Source organism: Corynebacterium sp. HMSC062E11 (assembly GCF_001811845.1).
Taxonomy (GTDB): domain Bacteria; phylum Actinomycetota; class Actinomycetes; order Mycobacteriales; family Mycobacteriaceae; genus Corynebacterium; species Corynebacterium hesseae.
Window position 1 is genome coordinate 263,075 of the sequence record NZ_KV806774.1, and the last position, 23,381, is coordinate 286,455.

Annotated in this window: 21 protein-coding genes; 12 read left to right on the top strand and 9 right to left on the bottom strand. The window is 61.9% G+C overall.

Going from position 1 to position 23,381, the window contains the following annotated elements; all coding sequences use genetic code 11:
• Positions 1-13 precede the first annotated feature (13 nt).
• Entirely contained in the window at positions 14-1,090 is a 1,077-nt protein-coding gene (locus HMPREF2822_RS01170) for an ABC transporter substrate-binding protein (RefSeq protein ID WP_070519889.1), read from the bottom strand.
• A gap of 31 nt (positions 1,091-1,121) precedes the next feature.
• Positions 1,122-2,114, bottom strand: coding sequence for an ABC transporter ATP-binding protein (locus tag HMPREF2822_RS01175; protein WP_070520157.1), 993 nt, complete (start codon positions 2,112-2,114; stop codon positions 1,122-1,124).
• Positions 2,115-2,225: 111 nt separating this feature from the next.
• Between HMPREF2822_RS01175 and HMPREF2822_RS01180 the strand changes: the two genes are divergently transcribed.
• Positions 2,226-3,686 (top strand): DNA polymerase IV, encoded by a 1,461-nt coding sequence (locus tag HMPREF2822_RS01180; RefSeq protein WP_070520163.1) that lies wholly within the window; start codon positions 2,226-2,228, stop codon positions 3,684-3,686.
• Here the strand turns inward: HMPREF2822_RS01180 and HMPREF2822_RS01185 are convergent.
• Positions 3,683-4,618, bottom strand: coding sequence for an asparaginase (locus tag HMPREF2822_RS01185; protein ID WP_070519891.1), 936 nt, complete (start codon positions 4,616-4,618; stop codon positions 3,683-3,685). The genes HMPREF2822_RS01180 and HMPREF2822_RS01185 overlap by 4 nt on opposite strands.
• Before the next feature lie 106 nt (positions 4,619-4,724).
• Between HMPREF2822_RS01185 and HMPREF2822_RS01190 the strand changes: the two genes are divergently transcribed.
• Positions 4,725-5,354, top strand: coding sequence for a WKL family lipoprotein (locus HMPREF2822_RS01190; RefSeq protein WP_070519893.1), 630 nt, complete (start codon positions 4,725-4,727; stop codon positions 5,352-5,354).
• 125 nt (positions 5,355-5,479) lie between these two features.
• On the opposite strand, the gene HMPREF2822_RS01195 is transcribed toward HMPREF2822_RS01190, so the two are convergent.
• A complete protein-coding gene (locus HMPREF2822_RS01195) occupies positions 5,480-6,427 on the bottom strand; it encodes a DUF6263 family protein (protein WP_070519895.1) in 948 nt (315 codons plus the stop codon).
• A 32-nt stretch (positions 6,428-6,459) separates the two neighbouring features.
• On the opposite strand from HMPREF2822_RS01195, the gene lspA reads away from it, so the two are divergent.
• Genes lspA through HMPREF2822_RS01215 form a run of 4 tightly spaced genes read left to right on the top strand, consistent with a single transcriptional unit; the run spans position 6,460 to position 8,781 of the window.
• Entirely contained in the window at positions 6,460-6,990 is a 531-nt protein-coding gene (gene lspA, locus HMPREF2822_RS01200; RefSeq protein ID WP_070519897.1) for a signal peptidase II, read from the top strand.
• Complete coding sequence (locus tag HMPREF2822_RS01205; protein WP_070519900.1) at positions 6,974-7,897, top strand: RluA family pseudouridine synthase; 924 nt, start codon at positions 6,974-6,976, stop codon at positions 7,895-7,897. Before lspA ends, HMPREF2822_RS01205 begins: the two co-directional genes overlap by 17 nt.
• Positions 7,894-8,493 carry a hypothetical protein gene (locus HMPREF2822_RS01210; RefSeq protein ID WP_046647987.1) on the top strand — a complete coding sequence of 200 codons (600 nt, stop codon included), beginning with the start codon at positions 7,894-7,896 and terminating at the stop codon, positions 8,491-8,493. Before HMPREF2822_RS01205 ends, HMPREF2822_RS01210 begins: the two co-directional genes overlap by 4 nt.
• An 18-nt stretch (positions 8,494-8,511) precedes the next feature.
• Positions 8,512-8,781 carry a type II secretion system protein gene (locus HMPREF2822_RS01215; RefSeq protein WP_070519902.1) on the top strand — a complete coding sequence of 90 codons (270 nt, stop codon included), beginning with the start codon at positions 8,512-8,514 and terminating at the stop codon, positions 8,779-8,781.
• On the opposite strand, the gene rarD is transcribed toward HMPREF2822_RS01215, so the two are convergent.
• On the bottom strand, positions 8,778-9,683 hold the full coding sequence (rarD, locus tag HMPREF2822_RS01220) for an EamA family transporter RarD (RefSeq protein ID WP_070519904.1): 906 nt from the start codon (positions 9,681-9,683) through the stop codon (positions 8,778-8,780). The genes HMPREF2822_RS01215 and rarD overlap by 4 nt on opposite strands.
• A gap of 65 nt (positions 9,684-9,748) precedes the next feature.
• Here rarD and dnaE point away from each other — a divergent pair, with 65 nt between their 5' ends.
• Both dnaE and HMPREF2822_RS01230 read left to right on the top strand, forming a co-directional pair.
• On the top strand, positions 9,749-13,324 hold the full coding sequence (dnaE, locus tag HMPREF2822_RS01225) for a DNA polymerase III subunit alpha (protein ID WP_070520164.1): 3,576 nt from the start codon (positions 9,749-9,751) through the stop codon (positions 13,322-13,324).
• A 112-nt stretch (positions 13,325-13,436) separates the two neighbouring features.
• On the top strand, positions 13,437-14,633 hold the full coding sequence (locus HMPREF2822_RS01230; protein WP_070519906.1) for a cobalamin-independent methionine synthase II family protein: 1,197 nt from the start codon (positions 13,437-13,439) through the stop codon (positions 14,631-14,633).
• A gap of 87 nt (positions 14,634-14,720) precedes the next feature.
• Here HMPREF2822_RS01230 and HMPREF2822_RS01235 read toward each other — a convergent pair whose 3' ends face one another.
• Positions 14,721-15,347: a hypothetical protein gene (locus HMPREF2822_RS01235; protein WP_070519908.1), complete on the bottom strand. Its 627-nt coding sequence runs from the start codon at positions 15,345-15,347 to the stop codon at positions 14,721-14,723.
• Between the two features lie 110 nt (positions 15,348-15,457).
• Positions 15,458-17,371: a choice-of-anchor I family protein gene (locus HMPREF2822_RS01240; protein WP_070519910.1), complete on the bottom strand. Its 1,914-nt coding sequence runs from the start codon at positions 17,369-17,371 to the stop codon at positions 15,458-15,460.
• 178 nt (positions 17,372-17,549) lie between these two features.
• Here HMPREF2822_RS01240 and ilvA point away from each other — a divergent pair, with 178 nt between their 5' ends.
• From ilvA to HMPREF2822_RS01260, 4 genes are read left to right on the top strand one after another with little or no spacing between them, the layout of a single operon-like run.
• The gene (ilvA, locus tag HMPREF2822_RS01245; protein ID WP_070519912.1) at positions 17,550-18,833 is read left to right on the top strand and encodes a threonine ammonia-lyase IlvA; all 1,284 of its coding nucleotides are present in this window, start codon (positions 17,550-17,552) and stop codon (positions 18,831-18,833) included.
• Positions 18,833-19,471: a YigZ family protein gene (locus HMPREF2822_RS01250; protein WP_070519914.1), complete on the top strand. Its 639-nt coding sequence runs from the start codon at positions 18,833-18,835 to the stop codon at positions 19,469-19,471. The genes ilvA and HMPREF2822_RS01250 overlap by 1 nt, the downstream gene beginning before the upstream one ends.
• 34 nt (positions 19,472-19,505) lie before the next feature.
• Positions 19,506-19,742, top strand: coding sequence for a hypothetical protein (locus tag HMPREF2822_RS01255; RefSeq protein WP_070519916.1), 237 nt, complete (start codon positions 19,506-19,508; stop codon positions 19,740-19,742).
• A 6-nt stretch (positions 19,743-19,748) separates the two neighbouring features.
• Complete coding sequence (locus tag HMPREF2822_RS01260) at positions 19,749-20,135, top strand: RNA-binding S4 domain-containing protein (RefSeq protein WP_070519918.1); 387 nt, start codon at positions 19,749-19,751, stop codon at positions 20,133-20,135.
• Here HMPREF2822_RS01260 and HMPREF2822_RS01265 read toward each other — a convergent pair.
• Together HMPREF2822_RS01265 and HMPREF2822_RS01275 are read right to left on the bottom strand one after the other, a co-directional pair.
• Positions 20,132-21,136: a GTP pyrophosphokinase gene (locus HMPREF2822_RS01265; protein ID WP_070519920.1), complete on the bottom strand. Its 1,005-nt coding sequence runs from the start codon at positions 21,134-21,136 to the stop codon at positions 20,132-20,134. The two genes, HMPREF2822_RS01260 and HMPREF2822_RS01265, sit on opposite strands and share 4 nt — an antisense overlap.
• A gap of 799 nt (positions 21,137-21,935) precedes the next feature.
• Positions 21,936-23,321 carry a 3'-5' exonuclease gene (locus HMPREF2822_RS01275; protein ID WP_070519924.1) on the bottom strand — a complete coding sequence of 462 codons (1,386 nt, stop codon included), beginning with the start codon at positions 23,319-23,321 and terminating at the stop codon, positions 21,936-21,938.
• Positions 23,322-23,381 lie beyond the last annotated feature (60 nt).

Here is a 23,381-nt window from a genome sequence, read left to right on the forward strand (position 1 = left end):
GAGATAGTAGAGGCTACTTCAGGTAGCGCTCAGCGAACTTTTCCTTGATGTCCTTGGAGGAGGAGGCGATGCCATCGAGATCCTCGTTGAGGGTTTCAATCTCCTCCAGCTTCGGGCCGTTCTTCGGGGTGATCTCGGTGTTGGCCGGGATCATGTTCTTGGAAGCAGAAATCTCCTGTGCTTCATCGGAGAACATGAAGTCGACAAAAGCTTCGGCAGCGTCCTTGTTGTCGGTGGTCTTGAGGATCATGACCGGTCGCGGGGTGACGGTAGTGCCGGAGGAGGGGATAACAACCTCAAGCGGCTCTCCCTTGGCCTGAGCGGAGTATGCGGAGTAGTCCACACCACCCATGACGATGCCTCGAGAACCGGAGGTGACCTGGTCCAGGGCCGGACCGTTAGCGCCCTGGACAATCATGCCGTTGTCGAAGAGTTTGTCAAAGAGCTCCCAGGTCTTGTCCTCGCCCCACTGATCCACCATGGCGGCAATGAGGTCAGCGGCGGTGCCGGACTCGCGCGGATCCGGCATAATGACCTGATCCTTGTATTTTTCGTCAGCGAGGTCCTCCCAGTCCTGAGGAGCGGAGTCCACCACGTTGGTGTTGGTCACCAGTGCCAAGGCGGAGCCATCGCGGCCGGTGAATGTGCCGTTCTTGGATACCCAGCTGGAAGTGATCTTGTCAGCACCTTCCGGGGTGTACTCCGCCAGAGCGCCGGCCTTGTCCTGCTTGGAAGCAGCGGACCAAGAAGCCAAGTAGACCACGTCTGCCTGCGGGTTAGCCTCTTCCGCCTTGAGCTTGGCGGTGATCTTGCCGGTGGTGTCGGCGAAGACGTTGACCTTGACATCGGTCTTTTCCTCGAAGGCTTCGACGAGGGCGTCGGTAAGGCCCTGCGGGTTCGCGGAGTAGTAGTCCAGCTCGCCGGACAGTCCCTCCGGGGCTTCCCAGGCCTCGGCGCTGGTTTCAGCACCGGTGTTGTCGGCGGAGGATGCGTCGGTGGAGTCAGCGGAATCAACAGAACCGCAGCCAGTCAGAGCCAGGGCAGAAGCAGCGGCGGCAGCGAGGGCGAGAGAAAGTTTCTTATACAGCATGGAGAATCCTTAAAGTAGAAAACGGATGTGACTAGTACGCAAGACGTACCGTCGAACCACGATCGACTCGAGAGCGGCTGTAAGCCACCCAAGGCTCGTCAGCGCCTTCGACATCGCAGTGCAGCTCGTAGCGTCCGCCGATGTACTGAGCGGTGCGGACGATTCCGTCCACGTGGTGCGGGAAAGACCCGATGTCTTCCTCCGCGTCAAGGACGGTGAGGTTTTCCGGGCGGACGTCGGGAAGCCCAGCGCGGCGGTTCATAGTACCCACGAAGCCACCGACGAAGGGGGTGGCAGGGGAGTCGTAGAGGGTGACAGGATCGGCGAACTGTTCGATGACGCCGTCCTTCATGACGACGACGCGGTCCGACATGGACAGAGCCTCGGATTGATCGTGGGTGACGTAGATGACCGTGAGTCCTAAGTCGTGGACCAAGGCAGTGAGCTCGGCACGTATCTGAACACGCAGGGCAGCATCGAGCGCAGAGAGTGGCTCATCCATTAGGAGCAACTGCGGGTTGGACACAAGCGCGCGGGCGATGGCTACGCGCTGCTGCTGGCCACCGGAGAGTTGATTAGGGCGAGCTTGTGCCTTCGGGGTAATTCCGACCATGTCCATGCACGCGCGCACACGTTCTGTGCGTTCCACAGAAGACAACTTGTTACCCGCGGTGGTGAGGGGAAACTCGATGTTCTTCTCCACAGTCATGTGCGGCCACAGCGCCAGATCTTGAAACACCATGGACAGGTTGCGCTTATTAACGGGAACGTTCGTGTGTGGGCCGAACACTTCTTTATCGGAGAAGGTGATGGTGCCAGCATCGGGGGTTTCGAGGCCTGCGATGCAGCGCAGAAGCGTGGACTTACCGCAACCGGAGGGGCCGAGAATGGAGATGAACTCGCCGGTGTTAATGACGAGATCAGTGGCATGGAGACCAGTGTTGTCCGCGAACTCGCGCTTAATGCCGGTAACGACCACGTGGGCCTGGGAGGCAGGTGGTTGGGGCGAGAGTTGAGAAGTCACGGCGGAAAAGGTTAGGGCGATAAAGTAAGCGGATGGGGGCGTTGAAGTTACGAAGGTGGTAAAGAAACATGAATAATGGGTGACGGACATGCGGTGTTTAAACTGGAGCACATGCAGCGCTGGGTTCTTCACATCGACATGGACGCGTTCTTTGCGTCGGTGGAGCAGCTCACCCGCCCTACCTTGCGCGGCCGGCCTGTGTTGGTGGGTGGAACGAGCGGACGCGGCGTCGTCGCCGGTGCTTCCTATGAGGCCCGCGCATATGGAGCTCATTCCGCTATGCCCATGTTCCGCGCGCAGCAGCTCGTGGGTTATAAAGCTGTGGTGGTGCAGCCGCGCCGGGCGGTGTATGTGGCGGCCTCGCGCCGGGTATTTGGAATTATTGCGCAGCATGCGGGGGTCATCGAACAGCTCTCCATCGACGAGGCCTTCATGGAACCGGCCGCACTCGTCGGAGCCACGCCCGCCGAAGTCCGTGAGTGGTCGGAGAATTTGCGCCGAGTGATTCGAGCCGAGACGGGCCTTCCCAGCTCCATCGGCGCCGGTGCAGGCAAGCAAAGCGCGAAGATTGCGTCAGGGGAGGCCAAACCGGACGGGACTTTCATCGTGCCCCAGGAGCGCTTCGATGAGCTCATCCACCCGCTGCCGGTGGGCAAGCTCTGGGGAGCGGGCCCAGTCACCCAGCAGAAGCTCGCAGCCATTGGCGTGGAGACTATCGGACAGCTGGCGGCGATGAGCCGCAAGGAAGTCGAGATCTCACTGGGCAACGTGGTGGGCGTGCAGCTGTGGAAGCTCGCCCAAGGGATTGATGAGCGTCCGGTTGCCCCGCGCGCGATTGCCAAACAAATCTCCACCGAGTTCACCTACCCCACGGACCTTCGCACGGCGGCGGAGGTGGATGCGGCACTAATCCGCGCGGCGCAGGGCGCGCATTCCCGCCTGCTCAAGGACGGCCGCGGCGCGCGCACGGTGACGGTGAAGCTGCGGATGGCGGATTTCCACATCGAATCCCGCTCGGCCACCTTGCCGTACGCGACCGACGATCTGAAGGTTCTCGAGGCCAAGGCGCTAAGCCTGGCGCGCTACCCGGAGGAGCTCGGGCCCATCAGGCTGGTGGGGGTGAGCTACTCGGGCTTGGAAGAAGCCCGCCAGGACGTGCTGTTTCCTGAGCTCGACCGGGAGGTCGTGCGCAAACAACCCGACACGGACTATGAGACCGGCGTCAGCGATTACCTTCCAGGAACATCGTCCGCCCCGACGGACGTTCCCCCCACGGCGGCCTCCGAAGAATCGCTTCGTCCTAGGTGGCGCGCCACCCAGGACGTTTTTCACCCTGAGTTTGGCCACGGTTGGATTCAAGGAGCGGGACATGGGGTGGTCAGCGTGCGCTTTGAAACCCGCGCTACGGGCCCGGGGTTTGTGCGCTCTTTCGCGGCTGAGGATGAAGATCTCCACCCGGCCGATCCATTGGACTCACTGGCATGGGAGGGGGCGCTGCCAGGCGACGCCACCGAGGCCGATGACCCTGTGACTGACACCGCTGGGGAGGAACCGCCACGCGAGGATAGCTAGCCCGCGGTATAAGCAGTGGCGGAGGGGGCAGTGCTAAACATCTCTGCCACCGGTGTGTCGGTAGCGAGTGCCGCGGCGAGCATAATGCGGGCTTGGCCGGCTCGGAATCCGCCGGAGGCCACCGCGCCCATCTCGCCCAAGGTGGCACCGCCACCTGCGCCGCCATAGGCCAGCTTGGTAGCTCCGTAGGGCGTGCGGGTGCTAATCACCACGGGCACACCCGCTTGCAGCGCGCGGGCAACCCCGGCGCCCATCTCTTCACCCATGTTCCCCGAGCCCATGGCTTCGATGACGAGGCCATGGGCGTGGTTGAGGGAGGCGTCGACAAGCGCGGCGCCGGCACCCGGGTAGGCGGCGATGATTTCAACGGGGTGTTGCGCCATGGGGGAGAGCGGCAACGGCGCCAGAGCGGAGTCACCCACCGGTAGCTCCTCAAAGCCGTTGAGCTGCGAAGTATGCCACTTGCGCGCGCCGCGTCCGGGAATGGTCTTGCCGCCGAATTGCACCCACACGCCGGCCTTTCCGGAACACAGGAGCTCATAGGAATCGCGCAGGTTGCGCGGGCCATCACCAGCCGGGTGGTCGAAGGCGCGCTGCGCACCAGTGAGCACGATGGGCCCCTCGCCGAGGTCGAAGAGGGATAACGCCAGCGCGGTTTCCTCCATGGAATCGGTGCCGTGCGTGATGAGGACGCCATCAATCTCTGGGCGCGCAAGGTGCTGGCGCACACACAGCAGTAGCTCATCGAGGTCTGCCAAAGTAATCGAGCTGGAATCCAGCGCGCGGAATTCCACCACCTCAATGTCGTGTGTTCCGACTTCAGCGTCGAGGAATTGGGCTAGCTGTTGCCCACTGACGGTGGGGACCAGGGATCCGTCACGGACCGTCGTGCAGGCGATGGTGCCACCGGTGGCGATGAGGGCGAAAGTCATGACAGCAGGCTACTACAGGAACGCACCTGCGCGGGAACCCCAGGGCGGCGGTCGTGGACGCTAAAGTAAAAGGGATAAACCACGATCCCCTACGTGAGGAGTATTTGTGAAATCCTTCAAGCTGAGCGCCGCCGTTGTGGCCCTGGGCGCCGCGACTGCCCTGGCTGCCTGCTCGTCTTCCGAGGATGCAGACACCGAGAACAGCACCGCCGCTAAGCCTTCGGGCGAAACCTCCGCATCGCAGGTGGCCTCCACCGAGATGCCTACCGTGGAGCAGCTCAATGAGATCCTGACCAAGGCCGCCGACCCGAACCTTCCGCAGGAAGAGAAGGTCCAGCTGGTCCAGGGCAGTGAGACGGCGCCGGAGCTTTTCGACGTCATGTCGCAGTCTCAGGCCGAGTCCGGTGCCACCTTCGAGGTTGTTGCCCCGGTCATTCCGGGCCTCGTGCCGGATTCCGCGCTGGCCACCGTCCACATCAATACCCCGGACGGCCAGCAGCAGACCGCTGACCAGGTGGAGTTCATCAACGAGGGCGGCACGTGGAAGCTGTCCAAGACGTGGGCCTGTGTCCTGGTCACCAACATCGTCCCGCCGGAAGAGGTGCCGGAGATGTGTGCTGATTCCGTACCGGAAGGCGCAGAGGCGCCTGCCGACGCCCCCGCTGAAGGCGCCGAAGCTCCTGCCGACGCCCCGGCAGAAGGCGCTGAGGCCCCAGCCGACGCCCCGGCTCAGTAAGACTGGGATTCAAGCTTCACCGCCCGCCACCACACTGGATTGAGAGCCGGTGGGTGGCGGGCGCTGCGCTGTCCGAAGGTCGGCGCGCGGTTGCCTGATGCGGGGCAGGCGCGGCGCGCAGCGGACTAGTCGGTGGTGAACGTCATATCGGTGGCGCTGGTTTGCACCACGCGAAGATCGGAGCTGTCCGCACCATAAGAAATGGCAGTAGTCACGGAGACATCGCCGGCTGTGGGAAGTGGTTTGGTCAGATCAACGGTGACCGTGCCCTTCGACGTCGACGTGGTGTCCATGACCTTGAGCTCTTTGCCCCGCAGCTCCTCGGGGGCGTCAGCGCCGTCGAAGGAGAGCGCGCCCAGGGACGGCCGCTGCTCAACCTCGACGTTGAGCGTGGCGATATCCCCGTCGAGCTTGTCCAAGGTATAGGTCGTGGTTTGCAGCAGTGTGGACTCGCCGGTAACGCGCGATTCCACGACCCACTGAGCGCCGGAGCCAATTTCCTCATCCGGGAAGACGATGGGGAGCGAGGTCAGGCTGGTGATGGCGCGCTCCACAGTGCTGCGGGCCTCGTCGGTTGCGGCCTGCGGAGCGGCAAGGCGCAGCGAGTTCATTTGCCCGCTATCCGTGCCGCGCCACCCAAACTGGAAACCCTCGGCGGAGGAGACGTCCGCGCCGTCAGCCTCAGGTTTGCCCACGGTAACGAAGGCGTTGCGGCTGGCCGGCAACTGGCCCTCAACATTCTCGGTGGCAGCCTCCACCGAGGCCTGTAGCGGAAGGGTGACCTTGTCCTTGGACGCTGGTGCAGGAGCCGAGCTGCCGTCCTTGCGTAATTGCTGGTCAAAACCCGTGGCGACCTCATAGGTCAGCTCCTGAGTGGCATCGAGATCCTTATAAGCCACAACGCGGCTTGCGTCGTCACCGGGTTCTAGGAGGGTGACGCGCGGGGCATCGAGGGCTAAGCCCACTGGCTCCTCTACTGGCTTGGCCGGCTGGGAATAGGAACAGCCGGCGAGCGCGCCGCTGACTCCCAAGACGGTGGCGGACAGGACTGCTAGAGCTCTCACACGAAACACGCATTCCAAATTACCGGATGAGCCTGTTTAGAATGGAACGAGTGAAAGTAAGGAGTTATATCGGAGTGATGGTTGCGGTGGTGCTCGGTGTGGCCGCCGTCGACCAAGCCGTGAAGGCACTGATGCTGTCCATCCTCACGGAAGGCGAAGCCCTACCGGTAATCGGTGACTGGTTCCGCTTCTACCTTCTCTTTAACCCCGGCGCCGCCTTCTCCATGGGAGGGGAAGGCTCGACGTGGCTGTTTACCACTATCCAACTCGCCTTCGTTGTTGGTGTAGCAATCGCCGCCCCGCGCATTCATGACAAGTGGCAGGCCATCGGGCTGGCGATGATCGCCGGCGGTGCTCTGGGCAACCTCATCGACCGCCTCGTGCGCGAGCCAGGGTTTTGGTTCGGCCACGTGGTGGATTACATCTCCGTGGGTAGCTTCGCTGTTTTCAATATCGCGGATGCGGCCATTACCTGTGGAGTCGTGGTCTTCATCATTGCGATGTTTTGGGCGGAGATGCACGAGAAAGCTGAAGAAAAGGAAACGGGGGAGAGTAATGCGCGAAAGCCGTAGGTTGCCGGTGCCCGAAGGTCTCGATGGCATGCGCGTGGATGCCGCCTTGGCCAAGCTCCTGGGCATTTCCCGCGCCCGCGTGGCCCAGCTGTGCACGGCGGGTGATGTGGAAATCGACGGTGCGGCCGTGGGCAAGTCCGAGCGCTTAAACGCCGGTGGCTGGATCGACGTCATGATGCCAGCGCCCGAGGAGCCGCTCATCCCTAAGGAAGAGCTGGTGGAGGGCATGGATGTCCTCTACGCGGACGAGGATGTCATCTGCGTGTTCAAGCCCGTGGGGGTGGCCGCGCACCCGACTTTGGGCTGGGATGGGCCCACCGTCATCGGCGGGCTGCGGGCGGCGGGCTATACGCTTGCCGACGCCGGACCTACCGAACGCAAGGGCATCGTCCACCGCCTCGACGTGGGTACCTCAGGCGTCATGGTGGTCGCCGCTAGTGAGCGGGCCTACTCGCAGCTCAAGAACGCCTTCCGCGAGCGCACCGTGAAAAAGACCTATCACGCCGTGGTCCAGGGCCTGCCCGATCCCATCGTCGGCACCATTGATGCGCCTATCGGGCGTCATCCTTCCGCGGGCTGGAAGTTTGGGGTCATTGATGACGGCAAGCCGGCGGTGACGCACTACACGCTGCTCGAGGCCTTCCGCGAGGCCAGCCTCCTTGAAGTCCACCTGGAGACCGGCCGCACCCACCAGATCCGCGTGCACATGTCTGCTACTGGGCATCCCTGCGTGGGCGACCCGATGTATGGTTGCGACCCGAACCTGGCGAAACGCGTGGGCCTTAACCGCCAGTGGTTGCACGCGGTCGAGCTCGGTTTTACTCACCCGGGCACCGGCAAGTGGTTCGAATGCACCGCACCCTACCCGGACGATCTCAAGCACGCCGTGGAGGTATTGCGCGGATGAGCCCGCAGCGGAGCACGCGCCAGCGCATCTATCGGCGCCGCCGTGCCGCGGCACTGGTGCTGCTGGCCGTGTTGGCGCTGGTGGTGATTGTCCTTTTCGGTCTGCTTGGCACGCAGCCTCGCTCGGCGTTGCAGGGAGACCAGCTGGGCCCGGATGGAACCGAGACTGCCGCCGAATACCGCGAGCGCGCGGAGGCCTCGCTGGCGCAGGCGGATAAGCCAGCCTATGCGCTGGTGGGTTTTAATAAGCCGCTGAGTCCACACGACGTCTCTGAGGCCCTGCAACCAATCCAGCGCATGGATGCCATCGTGATCGGCTTGGCTGCCCCCATCGCTGTTCCCGAACCCGTCGCAGGGGCCGAGCGCGCCGACGTCATCGAGGCGGTGTTCGCCCGCGTGGCTGCGCAAGCCAATGGCATGGGCGAGGAAGTCCCCACGCACGTTGATGCGGTGGTGGTCTATTCTGCGGGCACCCAACTGCGCGCACTCGCCTCCGACCCGCGGGTCGATACCGTGGAGGTTGCCCCCGACGATGCCGCCTGGGGATCCTTCGGCGTGCGCCCGCCCGCTAACGTCGGACAGAACGAGAACCGCTAAAACAGTCAAGGAGAAGACATGCGCTTGTTTCCGAACACCTCTACGTGGCCGCCGAACTACCGCTTTGCTTACCTCTTGATGTGGGCGGGCGCTTTCATCGCCTCTGGGGCTGCCATCGCGCAAGGGATCTGGGGTGCGGACAAGCTCGCCCTCGGCATTCTCATCGTGGTGGCCATCTACTGCATCGCCATGGCCGTCCTCATGCCGCGGTGGGCGCTGAACGCGCGCGAGGAATCCGCCCGGCGCGCCCAGGCTAAGCAAGCGCGCGAGGAGCTGAAGCGCCGCTAGCCCTCTGCGGTGGCGCGTGATGCGTCGGCGGGGTGGAGGCGGGCGCGGCGTCGAGAAGCGCGGCCCATGCGCACCAAGTCTGCAAGGTAGATGATCACCGCAACCCAGATGATGGCAAAGCCAATCCAGCGTTCGGTGGACATGTGCTCCTGGGTCACGAACAGCGCCCACAGCATCTGCATGATGGGGGTCATGTACTGCAGCATGCCGAGGGTAGACAGGCGCAGGTGCTTAGCACCCTGCGCGAAACACAGCAGCGGTAGGGCGGTGACGAGGCCGGAGGTAATCAGCAGCGCGATGTGCCCGGGGCCTTCGGTAGTGAAGGTGGATTCGCCCTGTGCCTGCAGGTAGCCCAGATAGATGAGCGCGAAGGGGAGCATGACAATCGTTTCCGCGGCGACCGACCCCATGGAGGAGACCGTGATGCGCTTTTTAAGCAGGCCGTAGATACCGAAGCTGAAGGCTAGGGCCAGTGAGTAGTAGGGGGCCTGACCGGTCATGAAGGTTAGCCACAACACGGCGATGAAGGCGATGCTGACCGACGCCACCTGCGCCTTCGTCAGCTTTTCCTTGAGGAAGATGATTCCTAGGGCCACGGAGACGAGCGGGTTGATGAAGTAGCCAAGTGCGGCATCGGCCACGTGGTCGCTGTTGATGGCGATGACGTAGGTTCCCCAGTTGATGGTGATGGCCACGCCGCAGGCGAGCATCCACCCCCAGGTGCGCAAGCTGAACGCGCGTAACTCGCGCCAGCCGCCGGTTACCAAGAGCATTGCGGTGACAAGAACCGCGGTCCACACGATGCGGTGGGCCAAGATCTCGAAAGGGCTGGCGGGGCGCAGCAGCGGGAAAAACGCCGGGAAGAAACCCCACATGAGATAGGCAGCAATGGTGTAGAACATTTAAGAAAATGTACCTTAACGAGGACGTACGAGCGAAGTTTGACGTCCCCGCTAAGATGAGCCGCATGGCCAAAAACTCCTCCTTCGTCCACCTGCACAACCACACCGAGTTCTCCATGCTGGATGGCATGGCCAAGGTGGATATGTTGGCGGATGAGGTGGTTCGCCAAGGAATGCCTGCCGTCGGCATGACAGACCACGGCAACATGTATGGCTCCAACGCCTTCTACCAAAGGATGACGAGCGCCGGGGTGAAGCCCATCATCGGCATCGAGGCCTATCTCGCGCCCGAGTCACGCTTCAACAAGAAGCGCGTGCTGTGGGGAACCCCGGATCAGAAGCGCGATGACGTCTCCGCTTCCGGTGCCTACCTGCACCAGACCATGCTGGCGGAAAATGAGACCGGCCTGCGCAATCTGTTCACGCTGTCCTCCCTGGCCTCCTATGAAGGCCAATTGGGCAAGTGGCCGCGCATGGACGCGGAGCTGATTGCCGAGCACGCCGAGGGCATCATCGCCACCACCGGCTGCCCGTCGGGTGACGTGCAGACCCGCCTGCGCCTGGGCCAGTTCAATGAGGCGCTAGAGGCGGCCGCTATGTGGCAAGACATCTATGGCAAGGACAACTTCTTCTTGGAGCTCATGGACCATGGGCTGGACATCGAGAAGCGCACGCGCGATGGCCTGTTGGAGATCGGCCGCAAGCTGGACCTGCCGCCGCTGGTGACCAATGACTGCCACTACGTGCTGGAAACCCAAGCCCCCGCGCACGAGGCGATGCTCTGTGTGCAAACCGGCAAGACCTTTATGGATCCGGACCGCTTCAAGTTCGACGGCACCGGCTATTACATCAAATCTGCCGCCCAGATGCGTGAGCTGTGGGATCATATGGTGCCGGAGGCTTGCGATAATACTCTGTGGATTGCGGAGCGCGTGCAAGACTACGGCAAGATCTGGGAGGAACATACCCACGACCGCATGCCGATTGCCGACGTCCCCGAAGGCCACACCCCAACCTCCTGGCTGACCCATGAGGTTATGGAAGGACTCAAGGATCGCTTCCCCGGTGGAGATGTTCCGCAGGAGTACATCGACCGTGCTGAATACGAGATCAGCGTCATCGATATGAAGGGCTACCCTTCCTACTTCCTCATCGTGGCCGAGCTCATCAAGCACGCGCGGTCCATCGGCATTCGCGTTGGTCCGGGACGTGGTTCGGCGGCCGGTGCACTCGTGGCCTACGCGCTGACGATTACCAACATTGACCCCATCGAGCACGATCTCCTCTTCGAGCGATTCTTGAACCCGGAGCGCCCCTCCGCGCCGGATATCGATATCGACTTCGATGATCGCCGCCGCGGCGAGATGATTACCTACGCCGCCGAGAGGTGGGGCGAGGACAAGGTGGCGCAGGTGATCACCTTCGGCACCGTGAAGACGAAGCAGGCTATTAAGGACTCCGCGAAGGTCCACTTTGGCCAGCCCGGCTTCCAGATGGCCGACCGCATTAACGGCGCTCTGCCACCGGCCATCATGGCCAAGGACATCCCGCTCGCCGGCATCATGGACCCGGAGCACGAGCGCTATTCGGAGGCGGCCGAGGTCCGGCAGATGATTGAGACCGACCCGGACGTCAAGAAGATCTACGAGACCGCCCGTGGTCTTGAGGGCGTGGTCCGCCAAGCCGGCGTGCACGCGTGTGCCGTGATTATGGCTTCGGTGCGCCTCATGGACCACATTCCGATGTGGAAGCGCCCAGCCGACGGCGCCTACATCACCGGCTGGGACTACCCGGCCTGCGAGGCCATCGGGCTGCTGAAGATGGACTTCCTGGGCCTGCGCAACCTCACCGTGATTGGTGACTGCCTGGAGAACATCAAGAAAAACCGTGGCGAGGAAGTCCACCTCGAAGACCTTCACGCCGACGACCCGAAAGCCTCGAAGGTCTATGACCTGCTCTCGCGCGGCGATACCCTGGGCGTGTTCCAGCTGGACTCGGGCGGCATGCAGGAGCTGCTCAAGCGCATGAAACCGACTGGTTTTAAGGACATCGTGGCCTCGCTGGCGCTCTACCGCCCGGGCCCGATGGGCGTGAACGCGCACTGGGATTACGCGGACCGCAAGAATGGGCGCAAGGAAATCACTCCGATCCACCCCGAGCTGGAGGAGCCGCTCAAGGAAATCCTCGATGAGACGTACGGTCTCATCGTGTACCAGGAGCAGATCATGCGTATCTCGCAGAAGGTGGCAAACTACACCGCCGGCGAGGCAGACGGCTTCCGTAAGGCCATGGGTAAGAAGAAGCCCGAAGTCTTGGCGCAACAGTACGACAAGTTCTGGGGCGGCATGAAGGACAACGGCTACTCCAAGGAAGCGATGGACGCTCTGTGGGGCACCATCGAGCCCTTCGCCTCCTACGCGTTTAACAAGTCCCACGCCGCAGGCTACGGCTTGGTGTCCTTCTGGACGGCCTATCTCAAGGCCTACTATGCGCCGGAGTACATGGCTGCGCTGTTGACCTCGGTGGGTGACAAAAAGGATAAGTCCGCCATCTACCTGGCCGACTGCCGCCACCTGGGCATCCGCGTGCTCTCCCCGGATGTCAATGAATCGGTGGAGACTTTCCAGGCCGTGGGCGATGATATCCGCTTCGGCATGGGCGCTATCCGCAACGTTGGTGGGGACGTGGTGGATTCCATCGTGAAGACTAGGCGGGAGAAAGGCGCCTATGCGTCCTTCTCCGACTACCTGGACAAAATCGAGCTGGCGGCCTGTTCGAAGCGCGTCACCGAATCCCTGATCAAGGCCGGTGCCTTCGATTCTTTGGGGCATCCGCGCAAGGGACTCATGCTCATCCACGAAGATGCCGTGGATTCGGTGCAGACGACGAAGAAGGCAGCCGACAAGGGTCAATTCGATCTCTTCGCCGGCTTTGGTGGGGAGGAAGGGCAAGGCGAGTCCGCTTCCGCCTTCGCCATCGATATTCCGGACGAGAACTGGGACCGCAAGCACGAGCTGGCCCTGGAGAGGGAAATGCTGGGCCTGTATGTCTCCGGCCACCCGCTCGACGGATTCGAAGAAGCCCTCAACGCGCAGACCGATACCCCGATTACGAAGATCCTCAACGGTGAGGTGGGCAATGGCCAAGAGCTGGTGATTGGCGGCATTATCTCGGGCGTTGACAGGCGCTTTTCCAAGCGTGATGGCTCGCCCTGGGCCATCGTCAGCATGGAGGACCACAACGGTGCACAGGTAGACATCCTCGTGTTTAACCAGGTGTATTCGTTGGTGGCCGCGCAGATCGCGGAAGATAACATCATCCTGGCCAAGGTGCAGGTGAAGATCCGCGATGAGCGCATGTCCCTGTTCTGCTCCGATATCCGCATCCCCGATCTTGGTCCCGGCAACGGTGCCGGCCTGCCGCTGCGCCTGACCATGCGCACGGATCAGTGCACGATGGACAACATTGCGCGCCTCAAGCAGGTCCTGGTCAACAACAAGGGCGAGTCGGATGTGTACCTCACGCTTGTCGACGGCGAAGAGTCCACCATGATGGTCCTTGGTGAGCATTTGCGTGTGGAGCGCTCCAGCAACCTCATGGGTGATCTCAAGGCGACGATGGGCGCCGGCATCCTGGGCTGAGACAGCATGCTTCGTTCGGGTGCTGAATAAAAGTACAGAATGAAGCGGGCTGCGCCTCGCCCGTGGGTTACGCTAGACAGCACAGTCTAGTTGAAAGGGAGACCGTTTCCTCATGGTCAATAAGATCCGCACCACCCACGTTGGCTCGCTGCCGCGCACGAAGGAGCTGCTGGAAGCTAACCTCGAGCGCTCCGCAGGCACCATCTCCGATGAGAAGTTCCACGAGATTCTGGAACGCTCGGTCGCAGACGTCGTTAAGCGCCAAGTCGATCTCGGCATCGACATCATTAACGAGGGCGAATACGGCCACATCACCTCCGGCGCCGTGGACTACGGCGCGTGGTGGAACTACTCCTTTACCCGCCTGGGTGGTCTGACCATGACGGACAAGGACCGCTGGGAAATCGGTGACAAGATTCGTTCCGAGCCGGGCAAGATTCGCCTTTCGTCGATGAAGGATCGCCGCGACCGCGCCCTTTTCGCCGAGGCCTACAACGACCCGGATTCGGGAATCTTTACCGGCCGCAAGAAGGTGGCCAACCCGGAGTTCACCGGCCCGGTTACCTACATTGGCCAGGAACAAGTCGAGGCAGACGTGAAGCTGCTTGCCGACGCCCTGCCAGAGGGCACCGAAGGTTTCGTCGCCGCCCTGTCCCCGGGTGCTGCGGCGCGCTTGCCTAACAAGTACTACGAGGATGAGACCGATCTCGTGCGTGCCTGCGGTGAAGCGCTCAAGGTGGAGTACAAGGCCATCACGGATGCTGGCTTGACCGTGCAGTTCGACGCCCCGGACCTGGCTGAAGCCTGGGACTCCGTGGTCCCGGAGCCGACGGTCGCGGACTTCCAGGCCTTCCTACGCGAGCGCATTGAGATCCTCAACGAGTCCATCAAGGACATCCCGCGTGAGCAGACTCGTCTGCACATCTGCTGGGGTTCCTGGCATGGCCCGCACGTGACGGATATTCCGTTCGAGGACATCATTGAGGAGATCCTGCAGGCCAAGGTCGGCGGATTCTCCTTCGAGGGTGCCTCGCCGCGTCACGCCCACGAGTGGCGCGTGTGGAAGGACCACAAGTTGCCGGAGGGCACCGTCATTTACCCGGGTGTGGTTTCTCACTCCACCAATGCTGTGGAGCACCCACGCTTGGTAGCAGACCGCATCATCCAGTTCGCTGAACTGGTCGGCCCAGAAAACGTGATCGCATCGACGGACTGTGGTCTCGGCGGCCGTCTGCACCACCAGATCGCGTGGGCCAAGCTGGAGTCCCTCGTGGAGGGTGCGCAGATTGCCACCGAGGAGCTGTTCTAATCAGCGAGCGGCCATGAACCAGTGAGCAAACTAAATAAACGCGCGAACCTGCTCGGTTCGCGCGTTTAATTTTTGGTGGGGAGGCGGTTACTTCGCAGCCGCTTTCTCGCCTTCCTTCTTCTGGGAGTTATCCCAGTGGAAGCCCTGGCTCTTCAGGAAGGCGCGCAGACCATCGAGAACGGATGGGTCGAATTGTGCGACCACGGTCAGCGCATTAATAGCGACGGCGACCAGAGCGATAATGCCGCCGACCCACGCAAAGACCTCTTCGGCTGTGTCATTGGGGCGGGCGGACTGTACCCATTCGGGCATCTCGTCCCATTCCTTCTCCAACTCGGCGTCCTTTTCCGCTTGGACGCAGTCTGGCTCTGCTGGCATGCCAGAGGAACCATAACCGTTAAGGATGCCGAGCCCCAGCTCCTGCGGCCCCATGAAGGAAGAACCCGCGGTGCCATCGGCAACCGCCTTTTCGTGCTCCTCACGCGCCTTGTGCACAGCGTCCGCACATTCCTTGGAGAGATCGGAGGTGTCGATGTGACCGACGTTCATCGAGCTTCCACCGTTGGGGCCCTGAGAGCTTCCGCCACTAGAGCTTTGGCTCTGGGAGGAAGCGGAGGACTGGCTGCTCTCAGCAGATTCTGCGGCTGTGGCCAACGGAGTGACCAGGGCCATCGTCGTCGCGCACACTGCGATAAGGGAGGTGGAAAGGCGCATAATCAGGAATTCTCCTTGAAAGAAGGTGCGAAGGGGGTGTGAGAAAAAAGGGGGCTAGCTTGTCCTAAGCCCACTTCAATGTAGCAGCCCGCCCCGAGGAAAAGTAGGGATTACAGGAACTTCTCCAGCTGCTCACGCAGCGGCGCCGGTGCAAGGCTGAGGACGGTTTCGCGGATACCCGGAGTGTTCAGCAGGCCTACCGCGGCAGCCACCGCGGCGATGACTCCGATGACAGAACCGGCGATGATGCCCGCGGTGGATGAGTGGGAGCTGTGGTTATTCTTGCCCTCGTCGTCCTTGTTGTCGGCAGCGTCTTCGTCGTCGAGCACATCTTCAACGGAGTAGATGGTGGTGGTTCCGGAGACTTCGTTGCCCACGATGAGCAGGTGCTCGCCGTTGGGGGAGTTGGCCTTGTCGACGAAAGTGAAGCCCTCCGGGCCCAAGTCACCGGCAGCGGCGAACTCATCGGTGGAGAAGTCGCGATTGTTGACATAGGTGACGAAGGAGGCATTGGCCGGGTCAGTGACGTCATAGACGAAAACGCCGCCGACGCGCTCGGCGCCAACGAAAGCATAGGTGCGATCCCCAACCTTGCCGATTGTCAGGGCCTCCGGTTCAGGGCCCTTGTTGTCAGAGCGGTCATCAAACTCGGCCGCTTCGTTATCGGCGTTGTGGTGGAACACACCCGGTTCATTCAGCTCAGCGGTGATCTTTTCAAAATCGCTACCGGAGTCGAAGACGACCGTGCCGTTGGCATCGTAGATGCTAAAAGACCGGGAGCCGTAGGCATAGAGTTCATCGAAGCAGCCCTTCTCTTCATTCCAGCCGGAAGCAGTACTCAGCTTCAGGTTGCCGGCCTGTTTCTTATCGGCGAGGTCTTCCGCAGAGACGTCGCCCAGCGCGCCCTCGCACACCTTGCCGTCCTCGATGAGGTCCTTGAGCTCGACTTCATCGGTGTAGACGCCGGAACCACCGTCCTTTTCCTTGACACCCCACTCGCGGGCATCGCCTTCGTTCGCGGTAGCAAAGTAGGTCTGGCCACCGGCGGTGAAAGCGCCGATGGAATCCGGCATGGACAGCCCCTTGACCGGGATGGTGCGCAGCTCAGCCGAATCATCCTTGTTGGAGGAGTCGAGCGGCACCTGCGAGTGATCCGCAATGTGAGCCGGCAGGATCTTCTCCACGGTGGCGGATTCAATATCGATGACCCCAATGGCATTGGCCTCCTGCAGTGTCACGTATGCCTTGCCCGCCTGGGAGGAGATGTACTCCGGTTCGAAGTCAATGGAGGGCTTCGCCTCGTGCCCGGAGGGACCAAAGACGCGCACCCCCTCAGGCAGTGGCTTGCCGTCGAAAGCCGTGAAATCAGCGATGCGGGCATCCGCCTGAGCCGGCGCCGCAACTCCCGCCGGCAGCTTGATAACGGAGACGGAACCTTCTGGGTCGGCGACGTAATCGGTGCCCTCGGCGTTGAGCTCGTTCGACGGCTCGCCCTCGTTGGCCACGAGAGCGTAGCTTCCGTCCGCGGTGAGGTGGACGTTATCCGGCAAAGCCCCCACCGCCACGCGCCCCAGCTCGGCGGCGGCCAGGTCCTCGGCCGCAGCGTTGAAGAAGAGCGCCTCGCCGTTCTCGGTCTTGTCCGCCTGCTGGACGGCGGCCACAGCTAGGCCATCAGGGCGCACGGCTACGGAGTTGATTTCCTTGCCTTCACCGGCAGAAATCGAGCCGAGCAAGGTGGGCTTGGCCGGGTCAGCGGCGTCGAGGACGTCGATCTGGCCCGCGTGCGCGTTAACCGTAAGGATGCGCTTGGAGGCTGGGTGGAAGGCCACGATTTCCGCGGCCGATTCTGCGTACACGCCGGACTCATAGGTGCCGATCGGCGTCACCTTGAGGCTGGCGTCAGCGGCGGAATGCCCGATGACGTTGTCCACAATCGCGGCCGAGGATGCCGGCACGGTCAGGCTAAGGCTAGTCGCGGTCGCAGCACACAGCGCGAGAGCGCGGCGGGAGAAAGAGCGAGACATTGAGAAAGACTCCTTGAAGCGGAACGAAAAAGTTTCCGAACCACCGTACGTTGCACCCATGGTGCTTTTGGGGAACGCAGCGTTGCAAACAAACGATATCTAGGTAAACGTTCGGTGAATCGGTCGAATGCTAGGTAATGTGCGACGGGAGAAAGCTGGGGCGCTAAAATGAGCCACCATGACAAGCACCCCGCAAGACTTCGAGCCAATCCACGCCTCTGATATCCAACTGGCACAATCGCGAATTAGCTCGGAGATTGCCCCGACTCCGCTGCAGTATTGCCCGCGCCTGTCCCAAGAAACCAGCTATGAGGTGTACTTAAAGCGCGAAGATCTGCAGGACGTGCGCTCCTACAAGATTCGCGGCGCTCTGTACGGCATGTCGAACTTAAGCCAAGAGCAGCGGAAGCAGGGGATTGTCACCGCCTCTGCCGGCAATCACGCCCAAGGCGTGGCTTATGCCTGCCGCACCATGGGGATCCACGGCAAGATCTTCGTGCCGGAGCCGACCCCGAAGCAAAAGCGCGACCGCATCCTGGTCCATGGCGGTGACGTCGTGGAACTCGTGGTCACCGGCGCCAATTTCGATGAAGCAGCAGCCGCCGCACACGCGGATGCTGCGGAGCGCGGTGCCTTCTTTATCGAGCCTTTCGACGCACGCGATACCGTTACCGGCCAGGGAACCGTCGCCGCGGAAATCGTGTCCCAACTCTCGTCCATTGGTAAATCCCTCGACACCGTGGTTGTCCCCGTGGGCGGCGGCGGCCTGATCTCCGGCATCACCTCCTACCTCGCTGACATGGCCCCCCGCACCGCGGTAGTTGGCATTGAGCCGGCCGGGGCGGCGTCGCTCAGCGCTGCGTTCGCTGCCGGCGAGCCGGTAACGCTCGACACCGTCGATCCTTTCGTCGATGGAGCTGCAGTCAAGCGCATCGGTGAGCTGCCCTTCAAAATCCTGGAGGCCAATCAAGGACGCTTGCACTGGGATGTCGTCTCCGAAGGCGCCGTGTGCACTGAGCAGTTGGCGCTGTACCAGAACGAAGGCATCATCGCCGAGCCCGCCGGCGCGCTGAGCGTGACCGGTCTGCGCACGCTTAACCTGCAGCCGGGCTCAACGGTGGTCTGCGTTATCTCCGGCGGCAACAATGACGTGCTGCGCTACGCCGAAATCATGGAGCGCTCCCTAGTGCACCGCGGCCTCAAACACTACTTCTTGGTGAACTTCCCGCAGGAGCCAGGCCAGCTGCGCCACTTCCTGCAGGATGTACTCGGCCCTGAAGATGACATCACGTTGTTCGAGTACCTCAAGCGCAATAACCGCGAGACCGGCGCCGCGCTGGTAGGCATCGAACTGGGCAGCGCAGCGGGCATCGATGGTCTGCTGGAGCGCATGGAGAAGTCGAAGCTGAATTGCCAGCAGCTTAAGCCGGGCACCCCTGAGTACGACTTCCTCGTCGCGTAATGCTGGAGAGTTATCAACGCCCGGTCGCAGGTGACGTCGTCGAGCACGAGATTGAGATCAAACGCTCGCGGTTTATCACCCTCATCGGCCGCGCCACGAATGAGGCGGAAGCACGCGCGCTTATCGACGCCGCCCGCGACCGCTTTCCCGACGCCCGCCACCACTGCTCGGCGTATATCTACCACGTCGATGGCTCGAATCCAGTGGAGCGCTCCTCCGATGATGGCGAGCCTTCCGGCACCGCCGGTAAACCGATGCTTGATGTTTTGAAAGGCTCGGGGCTGCTTGATATTTGTGCGGTGGTCGTGCGCTATTTCGGCGGTATCAAGTTGGGCGCGGGCGGGCTCGTTCACGCTTATGGCGGCGCCGTGAGCGAGACGATGGAGCAGGTTGAGCATGTTACGCGCGCCTTGCGCGAGCTCTATACTGTCGAGGTTTCCCACGCGGAGGCCGGCCGGCTGGAAGCGGAGCTGCGCAACCGCGGCGTCGACATGGTGGATACCGCTTATGGCCAGGCAGTGACTTTCACCGTGTCCGTTGAGCCCGGCGGTGAGGAGAAACTCGCTGCAACGCTCGCGGCACTGACTCAGGGTGGGGTAAAGCCGAAGGAAGCCGGAACAGCCTGGGTGGAGCTTTAAGGTTGCGGGCTTCTGGCCATGTAAAATAAGCCCCATGACTATGCAGCGACGCCCCAACAATCCCATTGAGCAACGCAAACAAGCCGTACGCACCCACGCACGCAACGGCGCTGTGTGTGTCGTGGGAGGCGTCGCCGGCGGCATCCTCCTGGGTTGGGCATTGACTGGTTTCTGGACCTGTATGGCCATTGGCCTCATCGTCGCCGTGGTGGGTGGCGTGTACAACTGGGTCAAGATCCAGAAGATCGTCAACGAAAACCACAACCTTTAAGCGCCTATGGTGAATCAGCCCGACGGGCGGCCCGTCCGCATTGACGCCTGGGTCTGGTCCGTGCGCATGTTCAAGACTCGGTCAGAAGCTGCCACAGCGGTGCGCGCCGGGCACGTCAAGCTTAACGGCAACGCCACCAAGCCCGCACAGCAGGTTGTCCCCGGCGACCGCGTGCGCGTGTGGCGCAACCACCACGAACATGATCTCGAGGTGCTCGCCACCGTGTCCAAGCGCGTGGGCGCTCCCATCGCGCGGACCTGCTACATCGACCACGCACCGCCGCCACCGCCGAAGGAGTTTTTACCCTCGGTTCCGGTTCGCCCGCGCGGTGCCGGCCGCCCCACGAAGAAGGAGCGCCGGCAGATGGACAAGTTCCGCGGCGGATTCCGCTAATTATTCCGGAAGTTTTTTAAGGCCTTCAGGCGCGCGTTCAGGCGACGCTTGCGATCCTTGCGGTCGCCGGCTTGGGCGGTGGCCTCGATGTGCTGGGCACCGAACTTGTTGAGCAGCAAATCGTCGATAAGCCTGACTTGGCCCGGGCGGAAGCGGTAGCGCATGGCGTCATGCACGTGGGCGATGGCGTCTTCATCGAGGAGCTGCTTGAGCTGGCTTAGACGATTGATGCCGTTGTTTTCTAAAAGCTCCGCCAGGAAGCGGTAGTGCTCCGAGCGTGAACGCGGAAAGCGGTTACCCAGAATGATGGCGAGGACGCCGGGGAGGGTCTCTGCCGTGATTTCCACGTCATCGTCCGCCTCGGAGCTGGGGGCCTTAAGCGCCGCAATCTCATCGAACTGCTGGTCCGCCAACTCAATGAGGCCCGCAGCGAGCGTGAAAAGGCGATCCACCTGTGGGGATGGCGGGTTTGGTCCCTGCTTGTACCGGATATCGTGCTCAAATTCCGCCCAGGCGTGCTGCAGCACAGTGCGGATTTGAATCTCAAAGGTCCAGCCAACATAGGCTTCAAGTTCCTCAAGGGCAGCGGCACTATCTTCAGAGACCTTGAGCACTAGGTGGTGTGAGCCATAGCCAAAGCCGCCGGAAATCCGCGTTTCTGCTGCCTTGTCCACCGAGCGAAGCACGGTGAAGGTTTCTCCCAGAACTTCGAGGGCCTCCGGAATAACCGTGGAGTGGAAGACGGTAATCCGCACGCCCAAGACATCGTGGATATCCTCCCACGGAGTGGGGTACATGAGCTCGCCGTTGCTGCGACGCTTCTTTGCTTTGGCCTTCAGGGACGGCCAAAGCTTGACGCGGGTAGCTACGCGGTCGAAGATAATTCCGGCGTCGTTAAGCAAGTCCTCGATGGCATCGCGGAAGTCCTGCGCCGCAGTGGGATGCGCGTGCACCCAGGAATGGTACTGGTTGCTCAAGCGGGACATGGATGATTCAGCCATCGTGAAACGTGACTCCTTTCGGCCACGGCGGAAAAGCGCGGGGGTGCGTCTACACCTCCAATGGGAAGCCGTTAGCTAATACTAGCGGTTGCATGCTGAGCGGGGCTCGATGGCGCGGGCGCAATTCAGCAGCGCGCCACGCTAACTCTGTGGCGCGATGCGGGGATACGTTGAACAACGCATAAAGAGTGTGCGCATCAGGCACGAGGTACGTGATACTTCGAGCCTGGCTGAGCCTCTGAAGATGATTGTCTAGGATAACGAAAGCCTGCGGATGGGCCAACCAGGACGATATCGTGCAGCGATGAGCTCGCACCTCGAGACCTGCCTCGGCCCCCATGAAGCCCAGTTCGGCAGGGCGGGTGAAGAATCGCAGTCCCTGCTCCGTCAACGCTCGCCGCTGCAGATTCAACGCTGCGGAATCCCATGCCTGGCGTACGGTCAAGCCCATATCATCCAGAGCGCGCTGGCTCACACGCTTGGCCTCCGTACCCGTGCCGCGCACTATGGACATCGATAGCGTGCGCGATAGCTGGAGGCTAGCAGGTGAGTCCCCAAAACCATCATCACACAGCTTATTTCCGGTCAGCTCTTCGCTCGGGCAGAGCGAGGGGAGAAGGCGATCGACGTGGAGGGAAGTGGATAGCGCGATGGTCATAAGGATTTATCTCCGTAACGGTTGGGCAGGTGCAGATTCCTTATGCTTATTGGACTGCGCTCCACGCCCACCGGTTCCCAGCGAAGAGGAGAATTCCTTTGTATTGGGGCTTATCGCGGATGCCTTGAGGCCAATCGCGGGTTAAAACGGAGGTGCTTCATCGAGTTGAAGCTCCTCGAGGAGCTTGTCTGTCTGCCAGATCTCAATATCCTGGCCCTTGCCTTGTAGCTCTTCGGCGCGCTTTTCCTTCGATGTCTTGGTGGCCCACTGGCCTACGACGAGGATGGTGGTCTTCTTCGTGACGTTCTTGCCCACCTTTCCACCGCGCTCAGCAATCTTGGACCACAACAGACCTTTATCAAAAGGTTCGAAGTCACCAGTGAGGGTGACATTCTGGCCAAACAATGCGCCTTCTGGATCGGCGTCGGGGTTCGGATCCGGGATGGTGTCTGGCGTGGATACGGACTGCCATGGGGCCGGCCCGCGGCGCTGTGCGGACCCGGAGCTCTTCTTTTTCGCACCCGAGGTCGTTCCGGCCATGCGCGTCTTGTCGCGGAAATCCGTGCCTGCGCCTAAGTCCGCTGCAGACAGCGGAGCAGTGTTAGCGCGCAGAACTGGGATGACGGACTCCTCGCTCAAGGTGCCCAGGGCAAAGTCACGGATGGTGAACAAGTCCTCGATGGAACCAGAGTGACCAAAGCGCTGAGCCAGGGCGCTAACAATTTCGCCGGCTGCCCGGGCATCCGCTGTGGCTTCGTGGTGGTGGAAGTCCTCGGCCCCGATACAGGAGGCGACGGTCGGAAGCTTATGGTTGGCCACGTCGATGACGCCGGCGCGGGAGGCATCGCGAGCCAGGGCCAGCGAGCACGCCAAGCGAATCTCCGGAACTGGCGCCGCAGATTTCTTAAGGCCGCTGCGCAAGGCCGTGGAATCGAACTGTGCGTTGTGGGCCACCATCGTGTCAGAGCCGAGGAAGTCGAAGAGCTCGGCAGCAGCATCCGCAAAGGGCGAAGCATCTGCGACGTCATCTGGCGTGATGCCGTGGATACTGATGTTGACGTCGTCGAAGTGCTCTAGGCCCGGCGGGGGAGTGCACAACCACGTACGGGACTCGGTCTCTTTGCCATCGCGGAAGCGGACCGCGCCGATCTGGCACACCGAACCCCAGTTGTCATTGGCCGTTTCCACATCGACGGCGGTGAAGTTCAATCCCTGAACACGAGTGCTGGCGGCCGGTGCTTCGCCGCGCAAGGCAGCCTCCACCGCCTGCGCGAAAGCCGTGGCATCCTGGCCGGGTGCAAAACGGATGACCGTGTCACCAACACCACCTTCGGCACCGCTAGTGCCGTGAACGATGACCTGCCCAAAACTCGTTGCCGTCGGCTCCGTGCATTCCACGCCCGTGGCTCCAGCGAGGGAGAGACTCTCGTGGGCTGGTGCGCCGAGGGAAGAAGCAAGCAAAGAGCGGCGGAAGACAAGGGCTTCGGCGGTGACATCAATGACGGCACCGTGGGCAGTGTAGGACACGGATTCCTTTCAAAGCATGGTGTTGGTGGTGGAGAGCAAGCGGTGAAGAAGTAGCCAAAG